The organism is Ruegeria sp. SAZD011 (genome assembly GCF_059612545.1).
Genome location: NZ_JBXWQU010000020.1, coordinates 74,705 through 90,457, shown reverse-complemented (window position 1 = coordinate 90,457; position 15,753 = coordinate 74,705). Strand labels below are relative to the sequence as shown.

The 15,753-nt window shown below is 61.9% G+C and carries 15 protein-coding genes; 10 read left to right on the top strand and 5 right to left on the bottom strand.

Annotation, left to right across the window (positions count from 1 at the left end; all coding sequences use genetic code 11):
- Positions 1–26: 26 nt before the first annotated feature.
- Both hpaD and hpaE read right to left on the bottom strand, forming a co-directional pair.
- Complete coding sequence (hpaD, locus tag AC2FLM_RS06785; RefSeq protein ID WP_496856729.1) at positions 27–878, bottom strand: 3,4-dihydroxyphenylacetate 2,3-dioxygenase; 852 nt, start codon at positions 876–878, stop codon at positions 27–29.
- Between the two features lie 46 nt (positions 879–924).
- Entirely contained in the window at positions 925–2,433 is a 1,509-nt protein-coding gene (gene hpaE / locus AC2FLM_RS06780; protein WP_496856727.1) for a 5-carboxymethyl-2-hydroxymuconate semialdehyde dehydrogenase, read from the bottom strand.
- Positions 2,434–2,806: 373 nt separating this feature from the next.
- Here hpaE and AC2FLM_RS06775 point away from each other — a divergent pair, with 373 nt between their 5' ends.
- From AC2FLM_RS06775 to nqrF, 6 genes are read left to right on the top strand one after another with little or no spacing between them, the layout of a single operon-like run.
- A complete protein-coding gene (locus tag AC2FLM_RS06775; RefSeq protein WP_496856725.1) occupies positions 2,807–4,150 on the top strand; it encodes a Na(+)-translocating NADH-quinone reductase subunit A in 1,344 nt (447 codons plus the stop codon).
- 4 nt (positions 4,151–4,154) lie between these two features.
- Positions 4,155–5,363 (top strand): NADH:ubiquinone reductase (Na(+)-transporting) subunit B, encoded by a 1,209-nt coding sequence (locus AC2FLM_RS06770; protein WP_234140227.1) that lies wholly within the window; start codon positions 4,155–4,157, stop codon positions 5,361–5,363.
- Positions 5,356–6,159, top strand: coding sequence for a Na(+)-translocating NADH-quinone reductase subunit C (locus AC2FLM_RS06765; RefSeq protein ID WP_496856723.1), 804 nt, complete (start codon positions 5,356–5,358; stop codon positions 6,157–6,159). Before AC2FLM_RS06770 ends, AC2FLM_RS06765 begins: the two co-directional genes overlap by 8 nt.
- The gene (locus AC2FLM_RS06760) at positions 6,159–6,812 is read left to right on the top strand and encodes an NADH:ubiquinone reductase (Na(+)-transporting) subunit D (protein ID WP_234140225.1); all 654 of its coding nucleotides are present in this window, start codon (positions 6,159–6,161) and stop codon (positions 6,810–6,812) included. Before AC2FLM_RS06765 ends, AC2FLM_RS06760 begins: the two co-directional genes overlap by 1 nt.
- Complete coding sequence (gene nqrE / locus AC2FLM_RS06755) at positions 6,812–7,420, top strand: NADH:ubiquinone reductase (Na(+)-transporting) subunit E (RefSeq protein ID WP_011241816.1); 609 nt, start codon at positions 6,812–6,814, stop codon at positions 7,418–7,420. The genes AC2FLM_RS06760 and nqrE overlap by 1 nt, the downstream gene beginning before the upstream one ends.
- A gap of 12 nt (positions 7,421–7,432) precedes the next feature.
- Positions 7,433–8,653 (top strand): NADH:ubiquinone reductase (Na(+)-transporting) subunit F, encoded by a 1,221-nt coding sequence (gene nqrF / locus AC2FLM_RS06750; protein WP_496827015.1) that lies wholly within the window; start codon positions 7,433–7,435, stop codon positions 8,651–8,653.
- A gap of 234 nt (positions 8,654–8,887) precedes the next feature.
- Here the strand turns inward: nqrF and arsB are convergent, their stop codons facing one another.
- Both arsB and AC2FLM_RS06740 read right to left on the bottom strand, forming a co-directional pair.
- Positions 8,888–9,895, bottom strand: a complete 1,008-nt coding sequence (gene arsB / locus AC2FLM_RS06745) for an ACR3 family arsenite efflux transporter (RefSeq protein WP_496856721.1) — start codon at positions 9,893–9,895, stop codon at positions 8,888–8,890.
- Between the two features lie 164 nt (positions 9,896–10,059).
- Positions 10,060–10,584, bottom strand: coding sequence for a CBS domain-containing protein (locus AC2FLM_RS06740; protein WP_496856719.1), 525 nt, complete (start codon positions 10,582–10,584; stop codon positions 10,060–10,062).
- A 106-nt stretch (positions 10,585–10,690) separates the two neighbouring features.
- Between AC2FLM_RS06740 and AC2FLM_RS06735 the strand changes: the two genes are divergently transcribed.
- From AC2FLM_RS06735 to nqrM, 3 genes are all read left to right on the top strand, one after another.
- On the top strand, positions 10,691–10,879 hold the full coding sequence (locus AC2FLM_RS06735) for a hypothetical protein (RefSeq protein ID WP_496856717.1): 189 nt from the start codon (positions 10,691–10,693) through the stop codon (positions 10,877–10,879).
- 63 nt (positions 10,880–10,942) lie between these two features.
- The gene (locus AC2FLM_RS06730; protein WP_496856715.1) at positions 10,943–11,971 is read left to right on the top strand and encodes an FAD:protein FMN transferase; all 1,029 of its coding nucleotides are present in this window, start codon (positions 10,943–10,945) and stop codon (positions 11,969–11,971) included.
- A gap of 20 nt (positions 11,972–11,991) precedes the next feature.
- Positions 11,992–12,228 (top strand): (Na+)-NQR maturation NqrM, encoded by a 237-nt coding sequence (gene nqrM, locus AC2FLM_RS06725; protein WP_234143715.1) that lies wholly within the window; start codon positions 11,992–11,994, stop codon positions 12,226–12,228.
- 12 nt (positions 12,229–12,240) lie between these two features.
- Here the strand turns inward: nqrM and AC2FLM_RS06720 are convergent, their stop codons facing one another.
- A complete protein-coding gene (locus tag AC2FLM_RS06720) occupies positions 12,241–13,416 on the bottom strand; it encodes a helix-turn-helix transcriptional regulator (protein ID WP_496856713.1) in 1,176 nt (391 codons plus the stop codon).
- Between the two features lie 407 nt (positions 13,417–13,823).
- Between AC2FLM_RS06720 and AC2FLM_RS06715 the strand changes: the two genes are divergently transcribed.
- On the top strand, positions 13,824–15,743 hold the full coding sequence (locus tag AC2FLM_RS06715; protein WP_496856711.1) for a di-heme-cytochrome C peroxidase: 1,920 nt from the start codon (positions 13,824–13,826) through the stop codon (positions 15,741–15,743).
- The last annotated feature ends 10 nt before the right edge of the window (positions 15,744–15,753 follow it).

The following is a 15,753-nucleotide window of genomic DNA, read 5'->3' as shown; positions in this document are numbered from 1 at the left end:
GCTGTTCCTCTCGTCTGGCCCGGAGATCAAACCGGGAAAATCACGTTGGTCTGCCCGGTGCCGGAGGAGGGGAAGTACTCGGTCACCACCTCACACGGCTTGTCATAACTGTCCCAGCCAAGCGCACCGTAGAGCATCGCGGTATCGTGCATAGACCCCTCGCCGCAGCAAAAGCGCGCATAATCGCCCAGCATCTTGAGGAACGTGGCATGATCGCCGCGTTTCCACATCTCGAGCACATGCAGGTCCATCTGCCGGTTGAACTCGGAACTGATGGTAAAGGTGCCATTGTTGGCGGCATAATCCTTATTGGGCCAGATCTTGTGCGACAGCGAGCCGGAGGCCACCAGCAAAACCTTGCTATCGCTGGCCTCTACCGCGGCGCGGATCGCCTCGCCCACGATGCGGCTTTCGTCATGGTCATGCACGGTGCACCAGGCCGCGACCGACACCACCTTCATCCGGTGTTCCCGGCTCAGGAACCGCATCGGCACCAGCGTGCCGTATTCCAGTTCCAGACTGTCCAGGTGATGGGCCAGCGTATAGGCACCGCGCGCGCTGGCCTCTTTGGCGATGGCATCGCCCAGGCCCGGATTGCCCTCGTAGTCATAGGGCATGTTCTGGATGAACTGAGGAAACTCGTTCGAGGTGAACAGACCCTGAAACCGGCTGTTTGCGTTGATGTGGAACCCTGCATTGATCACCCAATGGGTGTCGCAGATCACCACGGTATCGGCGCCGAGCGCGCGGGCGCGGCGGGCGATTTCCAGATGCCCGTCGATGGCCGCCTGCCGCTTGCCCTTCACTGGCCCCTCCTGCTCCGACATCAGCATTGTCGGCACATGGGTGCATTTGGCGGCAAGGACGATCTCTCCCATTTCTCTCCTCCGTCACGGGATGGTCGCGCGTTTCCCGGTGAGTGGTTCAGGCGCCGAGGCGCTGGATCTTGTGCTGGCCGGTGGCAAAGCCGATGTGCTTCTGCTCCATGTAGAATTCAAATGACCAGTCGCCGCCGTCGCGGCCGATACCGCTGGCCTTGACCCCGCCAAAGGGGGTGGGCAGATGGCGCACATTCTCGGAGTTCACCCAGATCATCCCCGCCTCGAGCTTGTCGGTAAAGCGCAGCGCGCGGGTCAGGTCATTGGTCCAGAGATAGCCGGTCAGCCCATAGGGCGTGTCATTGGCAATCTTAAGCGCCTCTTCTTCCGTCGAGAACGGGATCGAGGTCAGCACCGGGCCGAATATCTCTTCGCGCGCGATGCGCATGTCGTTATGCGCGCCGGTGAACAGGGTGGGGCGCACGAAATAGCCTTGATCACCGACCACCTCGCCACCCGCCGCAACGGTGGCGCCGTCCTGGCGCGCAATGTCGAAATAACTGGTGACCTTGGCAAAATGCTCCTCGCCGATCAGCGGCCCGATCTCGGTCGCCGGGTCCAGCGGATGGCCCACCTTGATGTTGTTCACCCGCTCGACCAGCCGCGCCTCGAACTCTTCGCGGATCGTGTCCTGCACCAACAGGCGCGACGACGACGTGCAGCGCTCGCCGTTGATCGAGTAGATCATGAAGATCACCGCATCCAATGCGCGCTCGATATCGGCATCGTCGAAAACGATCACCGGGTTCTTGCCGCCCAGTTCCAGGTGCACACGCTTCAGCGTGTCGGCCCCCTGTTTCACGATCATGCTGCCGGTGCGGCTTTCGCCGACAAAGGCCACGGCCTTGATCAGCGGATGTTCGGTCAACGCCTTGCCCGCATCCTCGCCAAACCCGTTGACCAGGTTCAGCACACCGGGGGGCAGGCCCGCCTCCTCGGCGATCTCGATCAGCAGCCGCGCGCTCAGCGGGCTGAGTTCGGCGGGCTTGTGCACCACCGTGCAACCGGCGGCCAGCGCAGGGGCAATCTTCCACGTGGACAGCATGAACGGCGTGTTCCACGGCGTGATCACCCCCACCGGGCCTATCGGCACGCGGGTGGTGATGTTCATCAGCGTCGGCGATTTCAGGTGCTGGCCATCGCGCGCCTGCACCACCTGATCGGCGAAATAGCGGAAATTCTCGGCCCCGCGCAGCGCCGCCTTGGACATGAAGCGCCAGGCCTGCCCGGTGTCCCAGCATTCACACAGCGCGATTTCCTCGGCCCGCGCCTCGATCCCTTCGGCGATGCGGATCAGGATCGCGCGCCGCTCGGTCGCGGGCATGTCGCGCCAGGCGGGATAGGCCGCATGCGCGGCCCGTGCTGCCGTATCCACATCGGCGGCATCGGCCCGCGCCACCGAACAGATCACCGACCTGTCGACCGGAGACGTGCTGTCGAACCGGCCCGCGCCGCCGGGCATGTCCTGACCGCCGATCCGGTTCATCACCCCGTCGCGGCGGAATCGCTCCAGATGTCGGTCAAGATCGGCCAGCCGTGCGCTGAGGTCGGGCATCGGGAATGTCTCCTGCGGTGAGCTTATTATTCACATGTTAATGAAAATAACAGTGCGAGTCAACCCGGCGGCAGGCGTGACACTGCTGCGCTGCGGCATTTTCGCCCGACCTGTTTCGGCAAATTTGCAAATCTGGATTGGAAAAATGCCTGTTAGCGACCAAACAACCGGGAAAATCCGACACAAATCTGCCAAGTGTGTTTGATTTCGCCGCCCCCCTCCCGTAAAGCTGCGCGCCAAGCGGGACATTATTCAAATCAGATGCCTCGGCATCATGCGAAGCTCTCAGGGTTTCCGGGTATTTGCCCGGGCCGTCCCATGAAATAGGTAGGGCCCGCGACGGGATTCGGACACGAGAAGACGTAGCGATCATATGCAGAATTTCAGATTGAAAAAGGGATTGGACCTGCCGGTGAAAGGCGCACCGGTTCAGACCATTCATCCCGGCCCGACAATCGGCTCGGTGGCCGTGCTGGGTGCCGATTATCTGGGGCTGAAACCCCGGATGCTGGTTCAGGAAGGCGACGAAGTGCGCCGGGGCACGCCGCTCTTTTGTCACAAGGACGCGCCCGAGGCGATGATGGTGTCACCGGTGACGGGCCGTGTCGCCGCGATCAACCGGGGCGCCCGCCGGGTTCTGCAAAGCGTTGTGATCGAGGTGACCGATGCCGCCGATCCCGGCCTCGATTTCGCCACCACCGGCAATGGCAAGACGCGTGAAGGGCTGATCGAGAAGCTCTGTGCCGCGGGTCTCTGGACCGCGTTCCGCACCCGGCCCTATTCCAAGATGCCGGTGCCGGGCGATACGCCCGACGCGATCTTTGTCACCGCGATGGACAGTGAACCGCTGGCCGCGGATGCCGCCACCATCATCGCCGACGCGGGCAGCGCCTTTGCCAGCGGTCTGGCAGCGGTCGCGCTGCTGAGCGACGGGCCGACCTGGCTGTGTCACAAGCCGGGTGATGCGATCCCGGGCGGCGATGTGGCGGGCGTATCGGTGGCCACCTTTGACGGGCCGCACCCGGCGGGCCTGGCGGGCACCCATATCCATTTCCTGGCGCCGCTCTCTTCGGAAAAATCTGTCTGGACCATCGGCTATCAGGACGTGATCGCCATTGGTCGGTTGATGGAAACCGGCCATCTCGACCCGTCAATCGTGATCGCTCTTTCCGGCCCCGCCGCGCGCGAGCCGCGCCTGATCCGTACCATCATGGGCGCCTCGACCGGCGATCTGACCACCGCCGAGATCTCGCTTGACGCGCCGGTGCGTGTCATCTCGGGCTCGATCCTGAGCGGACGGCAGGCCGAGGGGCCGTTTGGCTATCTAGGTCGGTTCGCCCGGCAGGTGACCCTGATCGAGGAAGACCGCAAGCAGCATACGATGGGTTGGATCCTGCCGATGCCGTCGAAATTCGCGGTGCAGCCGGTGCTGGGTTCGGCCTTTTCGCGCAAGCTCTATGCTTTGACCTCGAACCTGAACGGGGGCCGTCGCGCCATGGTGCCCACCGGCACGTTCGAAGAACTGATGCCGCAGGATTACTTGCCCACTCAGCTCTTGCGCGCGCTTCTGGTGATGGATACCGACACCGCGCAGGCACTGGGCGCGCTGGAGCTGGACGAAGAGGATCTGGGCCTTGTCGGCTTTGCCTGTCCGGCGAAATACGAATACGGGCTGGCGCTGCGCGACAGCCTCTCCAAGATCGAAAAGGAGGGCTGAGCCCATGGGGTTGCGCAACTTCTTTGACCGGATCGAGCCGAATTTCACCAAGGGTGGCAAGTACGAAAAGCTGTTCCCCATCTACGAGATGGTCGAAAGCTTTATCTACACGCCCAAAACGGTGACCACGGCCGCACCGCATGCCCGGTCTTATGTCGATATGAAGCGGATCATGACCTATGTCGTGATCGCCACCATCCCCTGTATCCTGTGGGGGATGTGGAACACCGGCTATCAGGCCAATTCGGCCATCGCCATGCTGGGCACCGATGCGGCCACCGGCTGGCGCATCGCCATCCTCCAGGCGCTTGGCATCTCGCTGGATGCGGCCAACCCGCTGGCCAACGTGGCGCACGGGTTTCTGTATTTCCTGCCGATCTACCTGACCACGCTGATCGTCGGCGGTATCTGGGAGGTGGTTTTCGCCACCGTGCGCGGGCATGAGGTGAACGAGGGCTTTCTGGTCACCTCGATGCTCTACACCCTGATCATGCCGGCCAGCGCGCCCCTGTGGCAGGTGGCGCTTGGCATCTCGTTCGGGGTGGTGATCGGCAAGGAAGTGTTTGGCGGCACCGGCAAGAACTTTCTCAACCCCGCGCTGGTCGGGCGTGCGTTCCTGTATTTCGCCTATCCCGCCAACATGTCGGGCGACAGCGTCTGGACCCCGGTCGACGGGTTTTCCGGCGCCACCGCGCTGGCGGTGTCGGCGGCGGATGGCTATCAGCAGCTGGCTGCCAATGGCATCACCTGGATGGATGCGTTCTATGGCACCATTCAGGGCAGCTTTGGCGAGACCTCGACGCTCGCCTGCCTGATCGGGCTTGCCTTCCTGCTGATGACCAAGATCGCCAACTGGCGCCTGATCGTGGGCTGCATGGCGGGCATGATCGGCTTTTCGCTGCTGCTCAATGTCATTGGCTCCGACAGCAACCCGATGTTCGCCATGCCCTGGTACTGGCACCTAGTGCTGGGCGGCTATGCCTTTGGCCTGGCCTTCATGGTGACCGAGCCGGTTTCGGCCAGCCACACCAATACCGGCCGCTACATCTATGGGGCGCTGATCGGGGTGATGGTGGTGCTGATCCGGGTGATCAACCCGGCCTTCCCCGAGGGGATGATGCTGGCCATCCTGTTCGGCAACGTCTTTGCGCCGCTGATCGACTATTTCGTCGTGCAGGCCAATATCAAACGGAGGGCGCGCCACCATGTCTGAGACCGAGAGCAAGGGCGTGATCGCCCGTTTCCTCGCCGCGCCGCCGGATTCGGTGGGTAAGACCATCTTTGTTGCCGTCGCCGTCTGTCTTGTCGCCTCGATGATCGTGTCCTCGGCCGCCGTCGCCCTGCGCCCGGTGCAAGAGGTCAACAAGCTCAAGGACAAGCAGATGAACATTCTGCAGGTCGCGGGGCTGTTCGAGCCGGGCCAGAACGTGGCCGAGGCCTTCAAGGCGTTCGAACCTCAGGTGCTGGAACTGGCCACCGGCCAGTTTACCGACCAGTTCGATGCGGCCACGTTCGATGACAAGGCCGCCGCCAACGATGCCGCGCTGAGCCGTGCATTGACCGAAGATCCCGCCGGGATCGGCCGTCAGGCGCTTTACCGCACCGTCTATCTGCTGCGGGACGAGGCAGGCGGTATCGACAAGGTGATCCTGCCGATCCACGGCTATGGCCTGTGGTCGACGCTTTATGGTTTCATCGCGGTCGAAGAGAACGGCAACGACATCTTTGGCCTGCAATTCTATCAGCATGGCGAAACGCCGGGCCTGGGCGCCGAGGTAGACAACCCGCGCTGGAAGGCGATGTGGAACGGCAAGAAGCTGCGCGACGATGCGGGTGAACTGCAAATCACCGTCGCCAAATCGCAGCCCGCCGCCGGTGCCGATTTCTATGTCGACGCGCTGGCCGGCGCCACGCTGACCTCGGTCGGGGTGGACAACCTGGTGCGGTTCTGGATGGGCGAGCAAGGCTATGCGCCCTTCCTCGAGGCCCTGAAAGCGGGAGAGATCTGATGAGCCAGACCAAGAAAGAACTGCTGGTCGATCCGCTGGTCGACAACAACCCGATCACGCTTCAGGTGCTGGGCATCTGCTCGGCGCTGGCGGTCACCTCGTCGCTGCAAGTGGCCTTTGTCATGGCGCTGGCGGTGACCTTTGTGACCGCGTTTTCCTCCTTCTTCATCTCGATCCTGCGCAACCAGATCCCCAGCTCGATCCGGATCATCGTGCAGATGGTGATCATCGCCAGCCTGGTGATCCTGGTCGACCAGATCCTCAAGGCCTATGCCTTTGAAATCTCGAAAACCCTGTCGGTCTTTGTGGGCCTGATCATCACCAACTGCATCGTGATGGGCCGGGCCGAGGCGTTTGCGATGAAAAACCCGCCGGTCGCCTCGTTCATCGACGGGGTGGGCAACGGGCTGGGATATGGCCTGATCCTGATGCTGGTGGGCGTGATCCGCGAGCTGTTCGGCTCGGGCAGCCTGTTCGGGGTGACTATCCTGCAAACCGTCAACAATGGCGGCTGGTATGTGCCCAACGGGCTGTTGCTGCTGCCGCCCTCGGCGTTTTTCGTGATCGGCCTGTTGATCTGGGCCTTCCGCACCTGGAAACCCAAGCAGGTCGAGGAACGTGAATTCAAGATCCAGTCGGTGGAGGCGCATTGATGGAAGGGCTGATTTCCCTCGCGGTCAAGGCCGTATTCGTCGAGAACCTGGCGCTCAGCTTCTTTCTCGGCATGTGTACCTTCATCGCGGTGTCCAAGAAGATCTCGACCGCACTGGGCCTGGGTATCTCGGTCATGGTGGTGCAGGCGATCACAGTGCCGGCCAACAACCTGCTGCTGAATACGCTCTTGAAACCCGGCGCGCTGGCCTGGGCGGGCTTTCCGGATGTGGACCTGACCTTTCTCGGTCTGATCTCGTATATCGGGGTGATCGCGGCGATGGTGCAGATCCTCGAGATGATCCTCGATAAGTACTTCCCGCCGCTCTACAACGCGCTTGGCATCTTCCTGCCGCTGATCACGGTGAACTGCGCCATCCTGGGCGGCTCGCTGTTCATGGTGGAGCGTGATTACAACTTTGCCGAGGCAACGACCTATGGCCTGTCCTCGGGCTTTGGCTGGGCGCTGGCGATCACCGCGATGGCGGGCGTGCGCGAGAAGCTGAAATATTCCGACGTGCCGGACGGGCTTCAGGGTCTGGGCATCACCTTCATCACCGCGGGGCTGATGGCGATGGCCTTCATGTCCTTCTCGGGCGTCAAACTGTAAGGAGGCGGACAGATGGAAACCTTTTCGCTGGGCGTCGTCCTCTTTACCCTGATCGTGATCGCGCTGGTTGGCGTGATCCTGATGGCCCGCTCGCGGCTGGTCTCGACCGGCAATGTGAACATCACCATCAACGGGGAAAAGACCATCTCGGTCCCCGCCGGTGGCAAGCTGTTGCAGACGCTGGCGGCGGAGAAACTGTTCGTGCCCTCCGCCTGTGGCGGCGGCGGCACCTGCGCGCAATGCCGGGTCAAGGTGCATTCGGGCGGCGGCTCGATCCTGCCGACCGAGGAAAGCCATATCACCAAGCGCGAGGCCGCCTGTGGCGACCGCCTGTCCTGTCAGGTCGCGGTCAAGCAGGACATGGATATCGAGGTGCCGGAAGAGGTGTTCGGCGTCAAGAAATGGCGCTGCAAGGTGCGGTCGAACGACAACGTCGCCACCTTTATCAAGGCGCTGGTGCTGGAACTGCCCGAGGGCGAGAACGTCAATTTCCGTGCCGGCGGCTATATCCAGATCGAGGCGCCCGCGCACCAGCTGTCCTATACCGATTTCGATGTTCAGGACGAGTATCGCGAGGACTGGGACCGCTTCAATCTGTGGCAGTACAAATCCGTCGTGGACGAGCCGGTCGAGCGCGCCTATTCGATGGCCAACTACCCCGAAGAGAAGGGCATCATCATGCTCAACGTCCGGGTTGCCTCGCCCCCACCGGGCAGCAGCGACATTCCGGCGGGCAAGATGTCGTCCTACATCTTCAACCTGAAACCGGGGGATGAGGTCACCATCTCGGGCCCCTTCGGCGAGTTCTTTGCCCGCGATACCGACAAGGAAATGGTGTTCATCGGCGGCGGCGCCGGCATGGCGCCGATGCGCAGCCATATCTTCGACCAGCTGAAGCGGTTGAAATCCAAGCGCAAGATCTCGTTCTGGTATGGCGCACGGTCCAAGAAAGAGATGTTCTTTGTCGAAGATTTCGACATGCTGGCCGCCGAGAACCCGAATTTCGAATGGCATGTGGCCCTGTCGGACGCGCAGCCCGAGGACGACTGGAAAGGGTATACCGGCTTCATCCACAACGTGCTGTTCGAGGAATATCTCAAGAACCACCCCGCGCCCGAGGATTGCGAGTTCTACATGTGCGGACCACCGATCATGAACCAGTCGGTGATCAACATGCTGCTGGATCTGGGCGTGGATCGCGAAGATATCATGCTCGACGATTTCGGGGGATAAATTGGGAACCGGCGCAGCAATGCGCCGGTTTTTTCATGCCGGGGCTGCCCATGGTTCGTTCCGGGCACATCGCCTCGGGATCAGTTCTTTCGAAACAACGGTTTTCCAGGCTCCGCCGGTCAAGAGCATCAGGCTCGGCACAACACACTCATACGGCAGAGATGCGTCCGGTTCCGCGAACGGTTTCTAAAGACGGGACACACCGCTACCGGGCTGACCCGGTTCAGGCCGATGTCAACCGAACGAGGTACGTGTCCGGTTGGCAAAGGCCACCAGCGACAGCATCACCGGCACCTCGACCAGAACTCCGACCACCGTGGCCAGCGCGGCGCCAGAATTCAGGCCGAAAAGGCTTATCGCTACCGCCACCGCAAGCTCGAAGAAATTCGAGGTGCCGATCAATGCACAGGGGGCTGCGATCCGGTGCGGAACCCGCAGCGCCCAGGCCGATGCATATGCCATCGCGAAGATACCATAGGACTGGATCAGGATCGGCACTGCGATCAGCGCGATAACCTGAGGCCGGTCAAGGATCACCTGCCCCTGAAGGCCGAACAGGATGACAACCGTCGCGATCAGGCCCAGGATCGACCATGGCTTGACGCTGTCTCGGAACCGGTCGATGCGCTCTGCACTGCCAAGCCGCCGACGCGTCCAGATACCTGCCGCCAGCGGCAGCGCAACAAACAGCACGACCGAGAGAAACAGCGTCTCCCATGGCACGGCGATATCCGTGACGCCCAAGAGAAAGGCAACGATGGGTGCAAAGGCGAAGACCATGACCACATCGTTTACCGAAACCTGCAACAGCGTATAGCTCTCGTCACCACGTGTAAGCTGGGACCAGACGAACACCATTGCCGTACAGGGCGCAGCCCCAAGCAGGATGAGCCCAGCAATGTATTGTTGTGCATCTTCGGGTGCGATGAGATCGGCAAAGACATAGTCAAAGAACACAACGCCAAGCGCAGCCATCGTGAACGGCTTGATCAGCCAGTTCACCGCCAACGTGATTGCCAAACCCTTTGGCTGTTTTGCCGCGCCTTTGAGGCTGCCGGGATCGACCCCCACCATCATCGGGTAGACCATCGCCCAGATCAGAACCGCAACCACCAGGTTGACGTTGGCAATTTCGGCGGCGGCAACCGCCTCTACCAGACCGGGAACCGCGCTGCCCAGCAGGATCCCGGCGGCCATCGCCAGCGCGATCCAAAGAGAGAGATACCGCTCGAAGACACTCATCGTAGGTCAAATACTTTGCTGCGCGAACCAAATCGAGAACTTGCGCTCGCAATTTCTAGAACATCGGCGCCTTTTCCCCTATCCCGGTTTTCGCCGTGACCAGCAAGGATGACGCGCTTCGCAAAAGCCGCCTTCGACTTCAGATCTGGTTTCGGGGTCCGACCCTAGCCGACGATCATCTGCTTCATCTTCAACGCCTCGTATTCAAGCTCGCGCAGGCGGAAATTCACCACGTCGCCGATGGTCACCATGCCGCAGAGCTTGCCGTCGCGCAGCACCGGCAGGTGACGGAACCGGCCTTCGGTCATCCGTTTCAGCACCGCGTTCAGCGTTTCGTCCGGCTCACAGGTCTGGACTTCGCGGGTCATCAAGCCCTCGACCTGTTGCGGCAGCGTCTGGCCGGGCGTGTCCGCCATGCGGCGCACGATATCGCGTTCGGACAGGATACCCACCAGGGCGCCGTTCTGGTCGGTCACCAGCACCGCCCCGATCCGCTTGTCCTTCAACACGTTGACGACCTGCCCGATCGTGTCGCCCGGCCGGACCGAGAACACCGCGTCGCCCTTGCCGCCAAGCAGATCGGCAACGGTCGATTGTGACTGCGCCAGGTTCGAACTGGCCGACTGGCTATAGGTCGTCTTGTCGGCCTTGTCGCCACGGGTTGGGGCCTGATATGAGGATGGGGCCATGGGCTGGGTCTCCTGCTTTCTTGTTGCGGGTCAGCCCATCTTACCCCGGCATCCCGATCCGCAAAGGGCCAATCGGCCGCAGCCAGGACAAAACCGCAGCCAGCCCATGTTCGACACCCTGTACCTGACCCCGGCCAGCGCGGCGCTGATCTTTTTCATGGTCGTCGTCTGTGGCCATGGCTACCGCAAAAGCTGGAAGGCCGAGCCACCGGCACCACGCTGGCATCTCTGGGCCTATGGGGTGCCGGCGGCAATCGGCCTTCTGACGCTGGCCTTCCTGCCGCTCGAGGGCTGAGCAGGTTTGACTCCACCGCGCCGCTGGCCTATGCCGCAGCAGCGAAATATCCGAGGTTGGCCCATGTCCCGTTGGCTTGCACTGCCCGTTGCCCTCATGCTGTCCGGCTGTCTTTTCGATGCCGAGCCGGAGGTGGTGAAACTCTCTGGCGACACGATGGGAACGACCTATCATATCACGGCCATCGGCGAAGACCTCGACCCCGAAGCGCTGGGGGCCGCGGTCGATGCGACATTGGCCGACGTCAATGCCAAGATGTCGAACTGGGATCCGAAATCCGAAGTTTCGACCTTTTCGGCCCGCGCGGACACGGCGCCGATGCAGGTCTCGCCGGAATTCGTCACAGTGATCGGGGCCGCAAACGAGGTTCATGCAAAATCGGGGGGCAAGTTCGACATCACGCTGGGCCCGCTGATCGAGCTATGGGGCTTTGGCCCGCGCAAGCCCGAGGATCCGATCCCCTCGGATGCCGAGATTTCCGCTGCGCTTGAGGGCGTTGGTCAGGCAAGGCTGCTGACGCTGGATACGGCCGCCGGCACCCTGGCCAAGGCGCGGCCCGAGACAGGTATCAATCTGAGCGCAATCGCCAAGGGATACGGTGTCGACGCGGTGGCCAAGACGCTGCGCGGGTTCGAGATCGACGACTACATGGTCGAGATCGGCGGCGATCTGGTGACACGCGGCAAGAACGACAAGGGCGAGGCCTGGCGCATCGGCATCGAGCGGCCCGACCATGGCGCGCAGAGCGTGCAACTGGTGGTGCCTGTCAGTGATTACGGCATGGCCACCTCGGGCGATTATCGCAACTATTTCGAGCATGAGGGTCAACGCTATTCCCACATCCTCGATCCGGTCACCGGGCGCCCTGTCACCCATCGCACCACCTCGGTCACCGTGATTGCCGACAGCGCCATGATGGCCGATGCCTGGGCCACCGCGATGCTGGTTCTTGGGCTGGACCAGGGGCTGAAGGTCGCAGAGGCGCATAAACTTGCCGTGTTCTTCATCGAAAGGGATGCGCAGGGCGTCGCCGAGGCTTATATGACGGCGCAGAGCAGCGCATTTGCCGATCTGCTGAACGACACCGACTGACACCGCGAAAGGGTTTCGCCATGACGACCTTCCTGCTGGCCTTCTTTCTGCTGATGATCGTCGTGCTGGGAATGTCTCTGGGCGTGATGCTGATGGGCAAGCGGATCAAGGGCAGCTGTGGCGGGCTGAACGCGATCTCGGGCGCGGATCGTTGCGTCGTCTGTTCCAAGGAGATCGATCCCGACAGCCCGCTGCGCGAGCGGCTGCAATGCCCGCGCGCCCGCAAGATGGCGGAACAGATGCAGCAGGCCGATTGACCCCCCGCAGGATCAGTCGCGTACCAGGAATCCCGACGAGATATTGGTGGCCATGCGAATGGCCTGGGTACGGTTGTCGCAATTGGATTTCGACAGGATCGACTTGACCTGAGAGTTGATCGTGTCCAGCGAGCGTCCGCGTTCTTCGGCGATCTGCTTGTTGGTCTTTCCTTCTGCCATCAATTCGAACACCGCGCATTCGGCCTCGCTCAGATCGAACAGGGCGGCAATCGTAGGCATTTCCAGCCGATAGGTGCGGCTAGTATCTGTGCTCATCAGCAGGAACCCATCCACGGCGCCGTCACCCAGTTCATCTGCTTTGTGAAGCGGCGAAATATCGATGCACAGCGCGTCGCCGATAGAGGCGGGCGCCCGCTGATCGGCCTCCAGCGCCTCCTTGCGGGGGCGGGCACCGAACCTGCCGTGTTGCAGCGGGCTGCCCAGCAGGGCCCGTGCCCGGCTCAGGTCGTCATCGCTGCGAAAGTTCAGCTTGCCATGTGGGTCGCGGCGGAACACGCCGCTTTCTTCGGTCTGCCGGCGGAATTCCTCGTTCCCGGCAACGACATTCATGCGATTATCCAGCACGCAGAACCCCACGTCCAGCTTGTCGAGCGCGCTTAGCACCGTCTTGTGCCGCTTCATCACGGCCTGTACCGGGCGTCCGATGCTGAGAGCCTTGGCGATATGCGGCAGCAGCCGCGAGGCTCGCGCCAGGCGTTCCGGCAGATCGTCAGAGGCGTCGGACCCGAACTGCATCGAGAACCGGTCGTGGAACAGCTGATCCTTGTTCAGCAGCGCGCCACAGCGGTAACGGATGCCGTATTGCATCATCGTCTTCTGGTTGGGGCGTGCCAACAGTTCGGCTTCGGACGACGCCAGAACCGAGTCCGGGATCAGCTGAATGTCGTCCGAGGCGCGGGAATGACGCGCAAAGATGGCCTGATCGGCGATCTCGAGATCGTTGTGCTGGCTCAGATACCCTTCGACCAGTTCCATCTGGTAGGTGTCGCTGAAATGCGAGGCCAGCAGATGCGGCCGGTCTCCGGGCGTTTCGACCTCGAAGATCATTGCGCCGATGCCACCGGCATAATGCGCGATCCGTGTCAGAAGATCCGGCCATTTTCCCGGGTCCAGCGCGGCATCGTATATGGAAAGAACGAGTTGATCGTGCTGGTCAGTTGGGGCCATGGGTCTTGGTGATTCGGCTGGACTTCTAAGGAATATAGCGTGTTTCACCATTTCGGGTGATTATTGTCACCTGTCCAAGCTTTACCCTACGTCCCATTGATAGCTGAGAGTGAGTGGCTTGGCGAAAATCATAGTCGTGCTGAGTTGGTGCCCGTTCAAGGCCGTTCACCGAACCGTACAGGGTCCCGCCGGGGAAATTACGACCCGGTCCTGAGCCTAGAGCGGTTGGAAGCGGGTCACCACTCAGCATTCCATGTGATTTGAGACCTCAGGGTTTAGAGACCAAATAATTGAAAAAGATATTTGAAAAACACGCAGGAGCAGCGGCAGAGTGGTGTTGCCGCCCTTTCGTTTCCATCCCCTTGGGGCAAGAGACGCGTACGGGGCAGAAGACCGGAGATAGATTGATGATTTCGAGACATGTGATTGGTATCGCCCTGGCAACCGGGCTCGCCGCCATTGCCGCGCCCGTTGCACTGGCGCAATCGGGGTGGAGCGTCTGTCGCGACGTCGAGTGCCTGGATCAGGGCTGGAACGATGCGCAGCGCCGCTGGTGGTATACCACCACGCAGGGTTCGCGTCTGTTGCCGCTGTCCTGGATGCGTGCGCTGGAACAACCCGGTGACGGGGATGGGGCGATCCGCGCCTTTCTGGACCGTGCCTATATGGACGAGCTGGGCTATATCGCCAATCCCGACCCGGTGCACAATCCCGAGGGGCTGCCGCTGGGCTGGGTCGTGGATCAGGACAAGACCCTGGATGCCGACCTGATGTGCGATACCTTCCCGGAAACCTGCGATGCGCTGACCATGCGTGAACCCTGGGTCGGGCTGACCTGCTCGGCCTGCCACACCAACGAGATCACTCATCAGGGCCGCCGCCTGCGGGTCGAAGGCGCGCCGACGCTGGCCGATTTCCAGCGGATGGAAGAGGACCTGTTGCAGGCGCTCAAGGACACCGTCGCCGATCGTGACCGGTTCGACCGTTTCGCGCGCGCGGTGCTGGGGTCCGACCAGACGATCGACGGGCGCGAATCGCTGGAGCTTCAGCTCAATGAACAGATCGTCTGGCAACAGGCGCTGGCTGACAAGAACGCAGCACCCAAGGTACGCTATGGCCATGCCCGGCTGGATGCGCAGGGCCATATCCTGAACAAGGTTGCGCTGACCATCCGCCACCCGAACCAGATCACCAATGTGCTGGCCGACGCGCCAGCCAGCTATCCGCATATCTGGAACACCTCACAGCAGGACCAGCTGCAATGGAACGGCATCGCGCCGCGCATGTTCAAGATCCGGTTCCTGGGTGAGAATACCGAGCTGGGCGCGCTGGTGCGCAATACATCCGAGGTGATTGGCGTCTTTGCTCATCTCGAAACGGACAAGTCCAAGGTCCTGCGCGGCTACCCCTCCAGCGCCCGGGTGCGTGAGTTGATTTCGCTGGAACGCCAGCTCGAAAGCCTGCAATCGCCGCGCTGGCCCGAGGAGATGCTGGGTGCCATCGACTGGGATCTTGCAGCGCGCGGGCGCGAGGTCTTCACCCGCAAGATCGAAGGTGAAAGCTGCGCCGACTGCCACAGCCACATGGCGCCGACCGATACCAGCAGCAATATGAAAATCAGCATGACGCCGCTGGCAGAGTTGGGGACGGATGTGTTCACCACCTGCAATACCTTCCTGCATCGCTCGAAATCGGGCAATTTCGGCGGCCAGCTTGTGGACACGAAATTCACCCGCATCGACCGGGACGAAGACTATACCCGCCTGATGCTGGTCAACGCGACCGTGGGCACCATCCGCGGCAAACTGTTCGAGGTTCTGGCCGCGATCCTGGGCGAGGATGACCGACCCAGCGGGATTCGCACCGAGACCGGGCTGGTGACCGAATACCTGCCCGGTGTCAGCGACGCGAAGAAGAAGGCCGATGCCGAGGAATGCCTGACGCAGGAGCATCCCCTCTTGGCCTACAAGGCCCGTTCGCTGAACGGGATCTGGGCCACCGCGCCCTATCTGCATAATGGTTCGGTGCCGACGCTCTATGACCTGCTGTTGCCCGCGCGCATGCGCAACGTCGCCACCGCGCTTGACGCGGAACTGCCCGAGGACGCGGCCACCCGGCCCGAGGTCTTTGGCGTCGGCAGCCGCGAGTTTGACCCGGTCAAGGTCGGTTTCGTGTCGGGTCTTGACCAGAACCCGTTCACCTTCCGCGCCCGTGGCGAGGATGGTGAGCCGATCCCGGGCAACTTCAATTCGGGCCACGATTATGGCACCGCGGGTTTGAGCGAGGAGGACCGCCGCGCGTTGGTCGAATACCTCAAGACGCTGTAACCAGGCAGTG

What these genes read in the sequence shown, in the direction of transcription:
- hpaD (WP_496856729.1), bottom strand. Translation starts at nt 878, where the DNA reads ATGGGAGAGATCGTCCTTGCCGCCAAATGCACCCATGTGCCGACAATG.
- hpaE (WP_496856727.1), bottom strand. Translation starts at nt 2,433, where the DNA reads ATGCCCGACCTCAGCGCACGGCTGGCCGATCTTGACCGACATCTGGAG.
- AC2FLM_RS06775 (WP_496856725.1), top strand. Translation starts at nt 2,807, where the DNA reads ATGCAGAATTTCAGATTGAAAAAGGGATTGGACCTGCCGGTGAAAGGC.
- AC2FLM_RS06770 (WP_234140227.1), top strand. Translation starts at nt 4,155, where the DNA reads ATGGGGTTGCGCAACTTCTTTGACCGGATCGAGCCGAATTTCACCAAG.
- AC2FLM_RS06765 (WP_496856723.1), top strand. Translation starts at nt 5,356, where the DNA reads ATGTCTGAGACCGAGAGCAAGGGCGTGATCGCCCGTTTCCTCGCCGCG.
- AC2FLM_RS06760 (WP_234140225.1), top strand. Translation starts at nt 6,159, where the DNA reads ATGAGCCAGACCAAGAAAGAACTGCTGGTCGATCCGCTGGTCGACAAC.
- nqrE (WP_011241816.1), top strand. Translation starts at nt 6,812, where the DNA reads ATGGAAGGGCTGATTTCCCTCGCGGTCAAGGCCGTATTCGTCGAGAAC.
- nqrF (WP_496827015.1), top strand. Translation starts at nt 7,433, where the DNA reads ATGGAAACCTTTTCGCTGGGCGTCGTCCTCTTTACCCTGATCGTGATC.
- arsB (WP_496856721.1), bottom strand. Translation starts at nt 9,895, where the DNA reads ATGAGTGTCTTCGAGCGGTATCTCTCTCTTTGGATCGCGCTGGCGATG.
- AC2FLM_RS06740 (WP_496856719.1), bottom strand. Translation starts at nt 10,584, where the DNA reads ATGGCCCCATCCTCATATCAGGCCCCAACCCGTGGCGACAAGGCCGAC.
- AC2FLM_RS06735 (WP_496856717.1), top strand. Translation starts at nt 10,691, where the DNA reads ATGTTCGACACCCTGTACCTGACCCCGGCCAGCGCGGCGCTGATCTTT.
- AC2FLM_RS06730 (WP_496856715.1), top strand. Translation starts at nt 10,943, where the DNA reads ATGTCCCGTTGGCTTGCACTGCCCGTTGCCCTCATGCTGTCCGGCTGT.
- nqrM (WP_234143715.1), top strand. Translation starts at nt 11,992, where the DNA reads ATGACGACCTTCCTGCTGGCCTTCTTTCTGCTGATGATCGTCGTGCTG.
- AC2FLM_RS06720 (WP_496856713.1), bottom strand. Translation starts at nt 13,416, where the DNA reads ATGGCCCCAACTGACCAGCACGATCAACTCGTTCTTTCCATATACGAT.
- AC2FLM_RS06715 (WP_496856711.1), top strand. Translation starts at nt 13,824, where the DNA reads ATGATTTCGAGACATGTGATTGGTATCGCCCTGGCAACCGGGCTCGCC.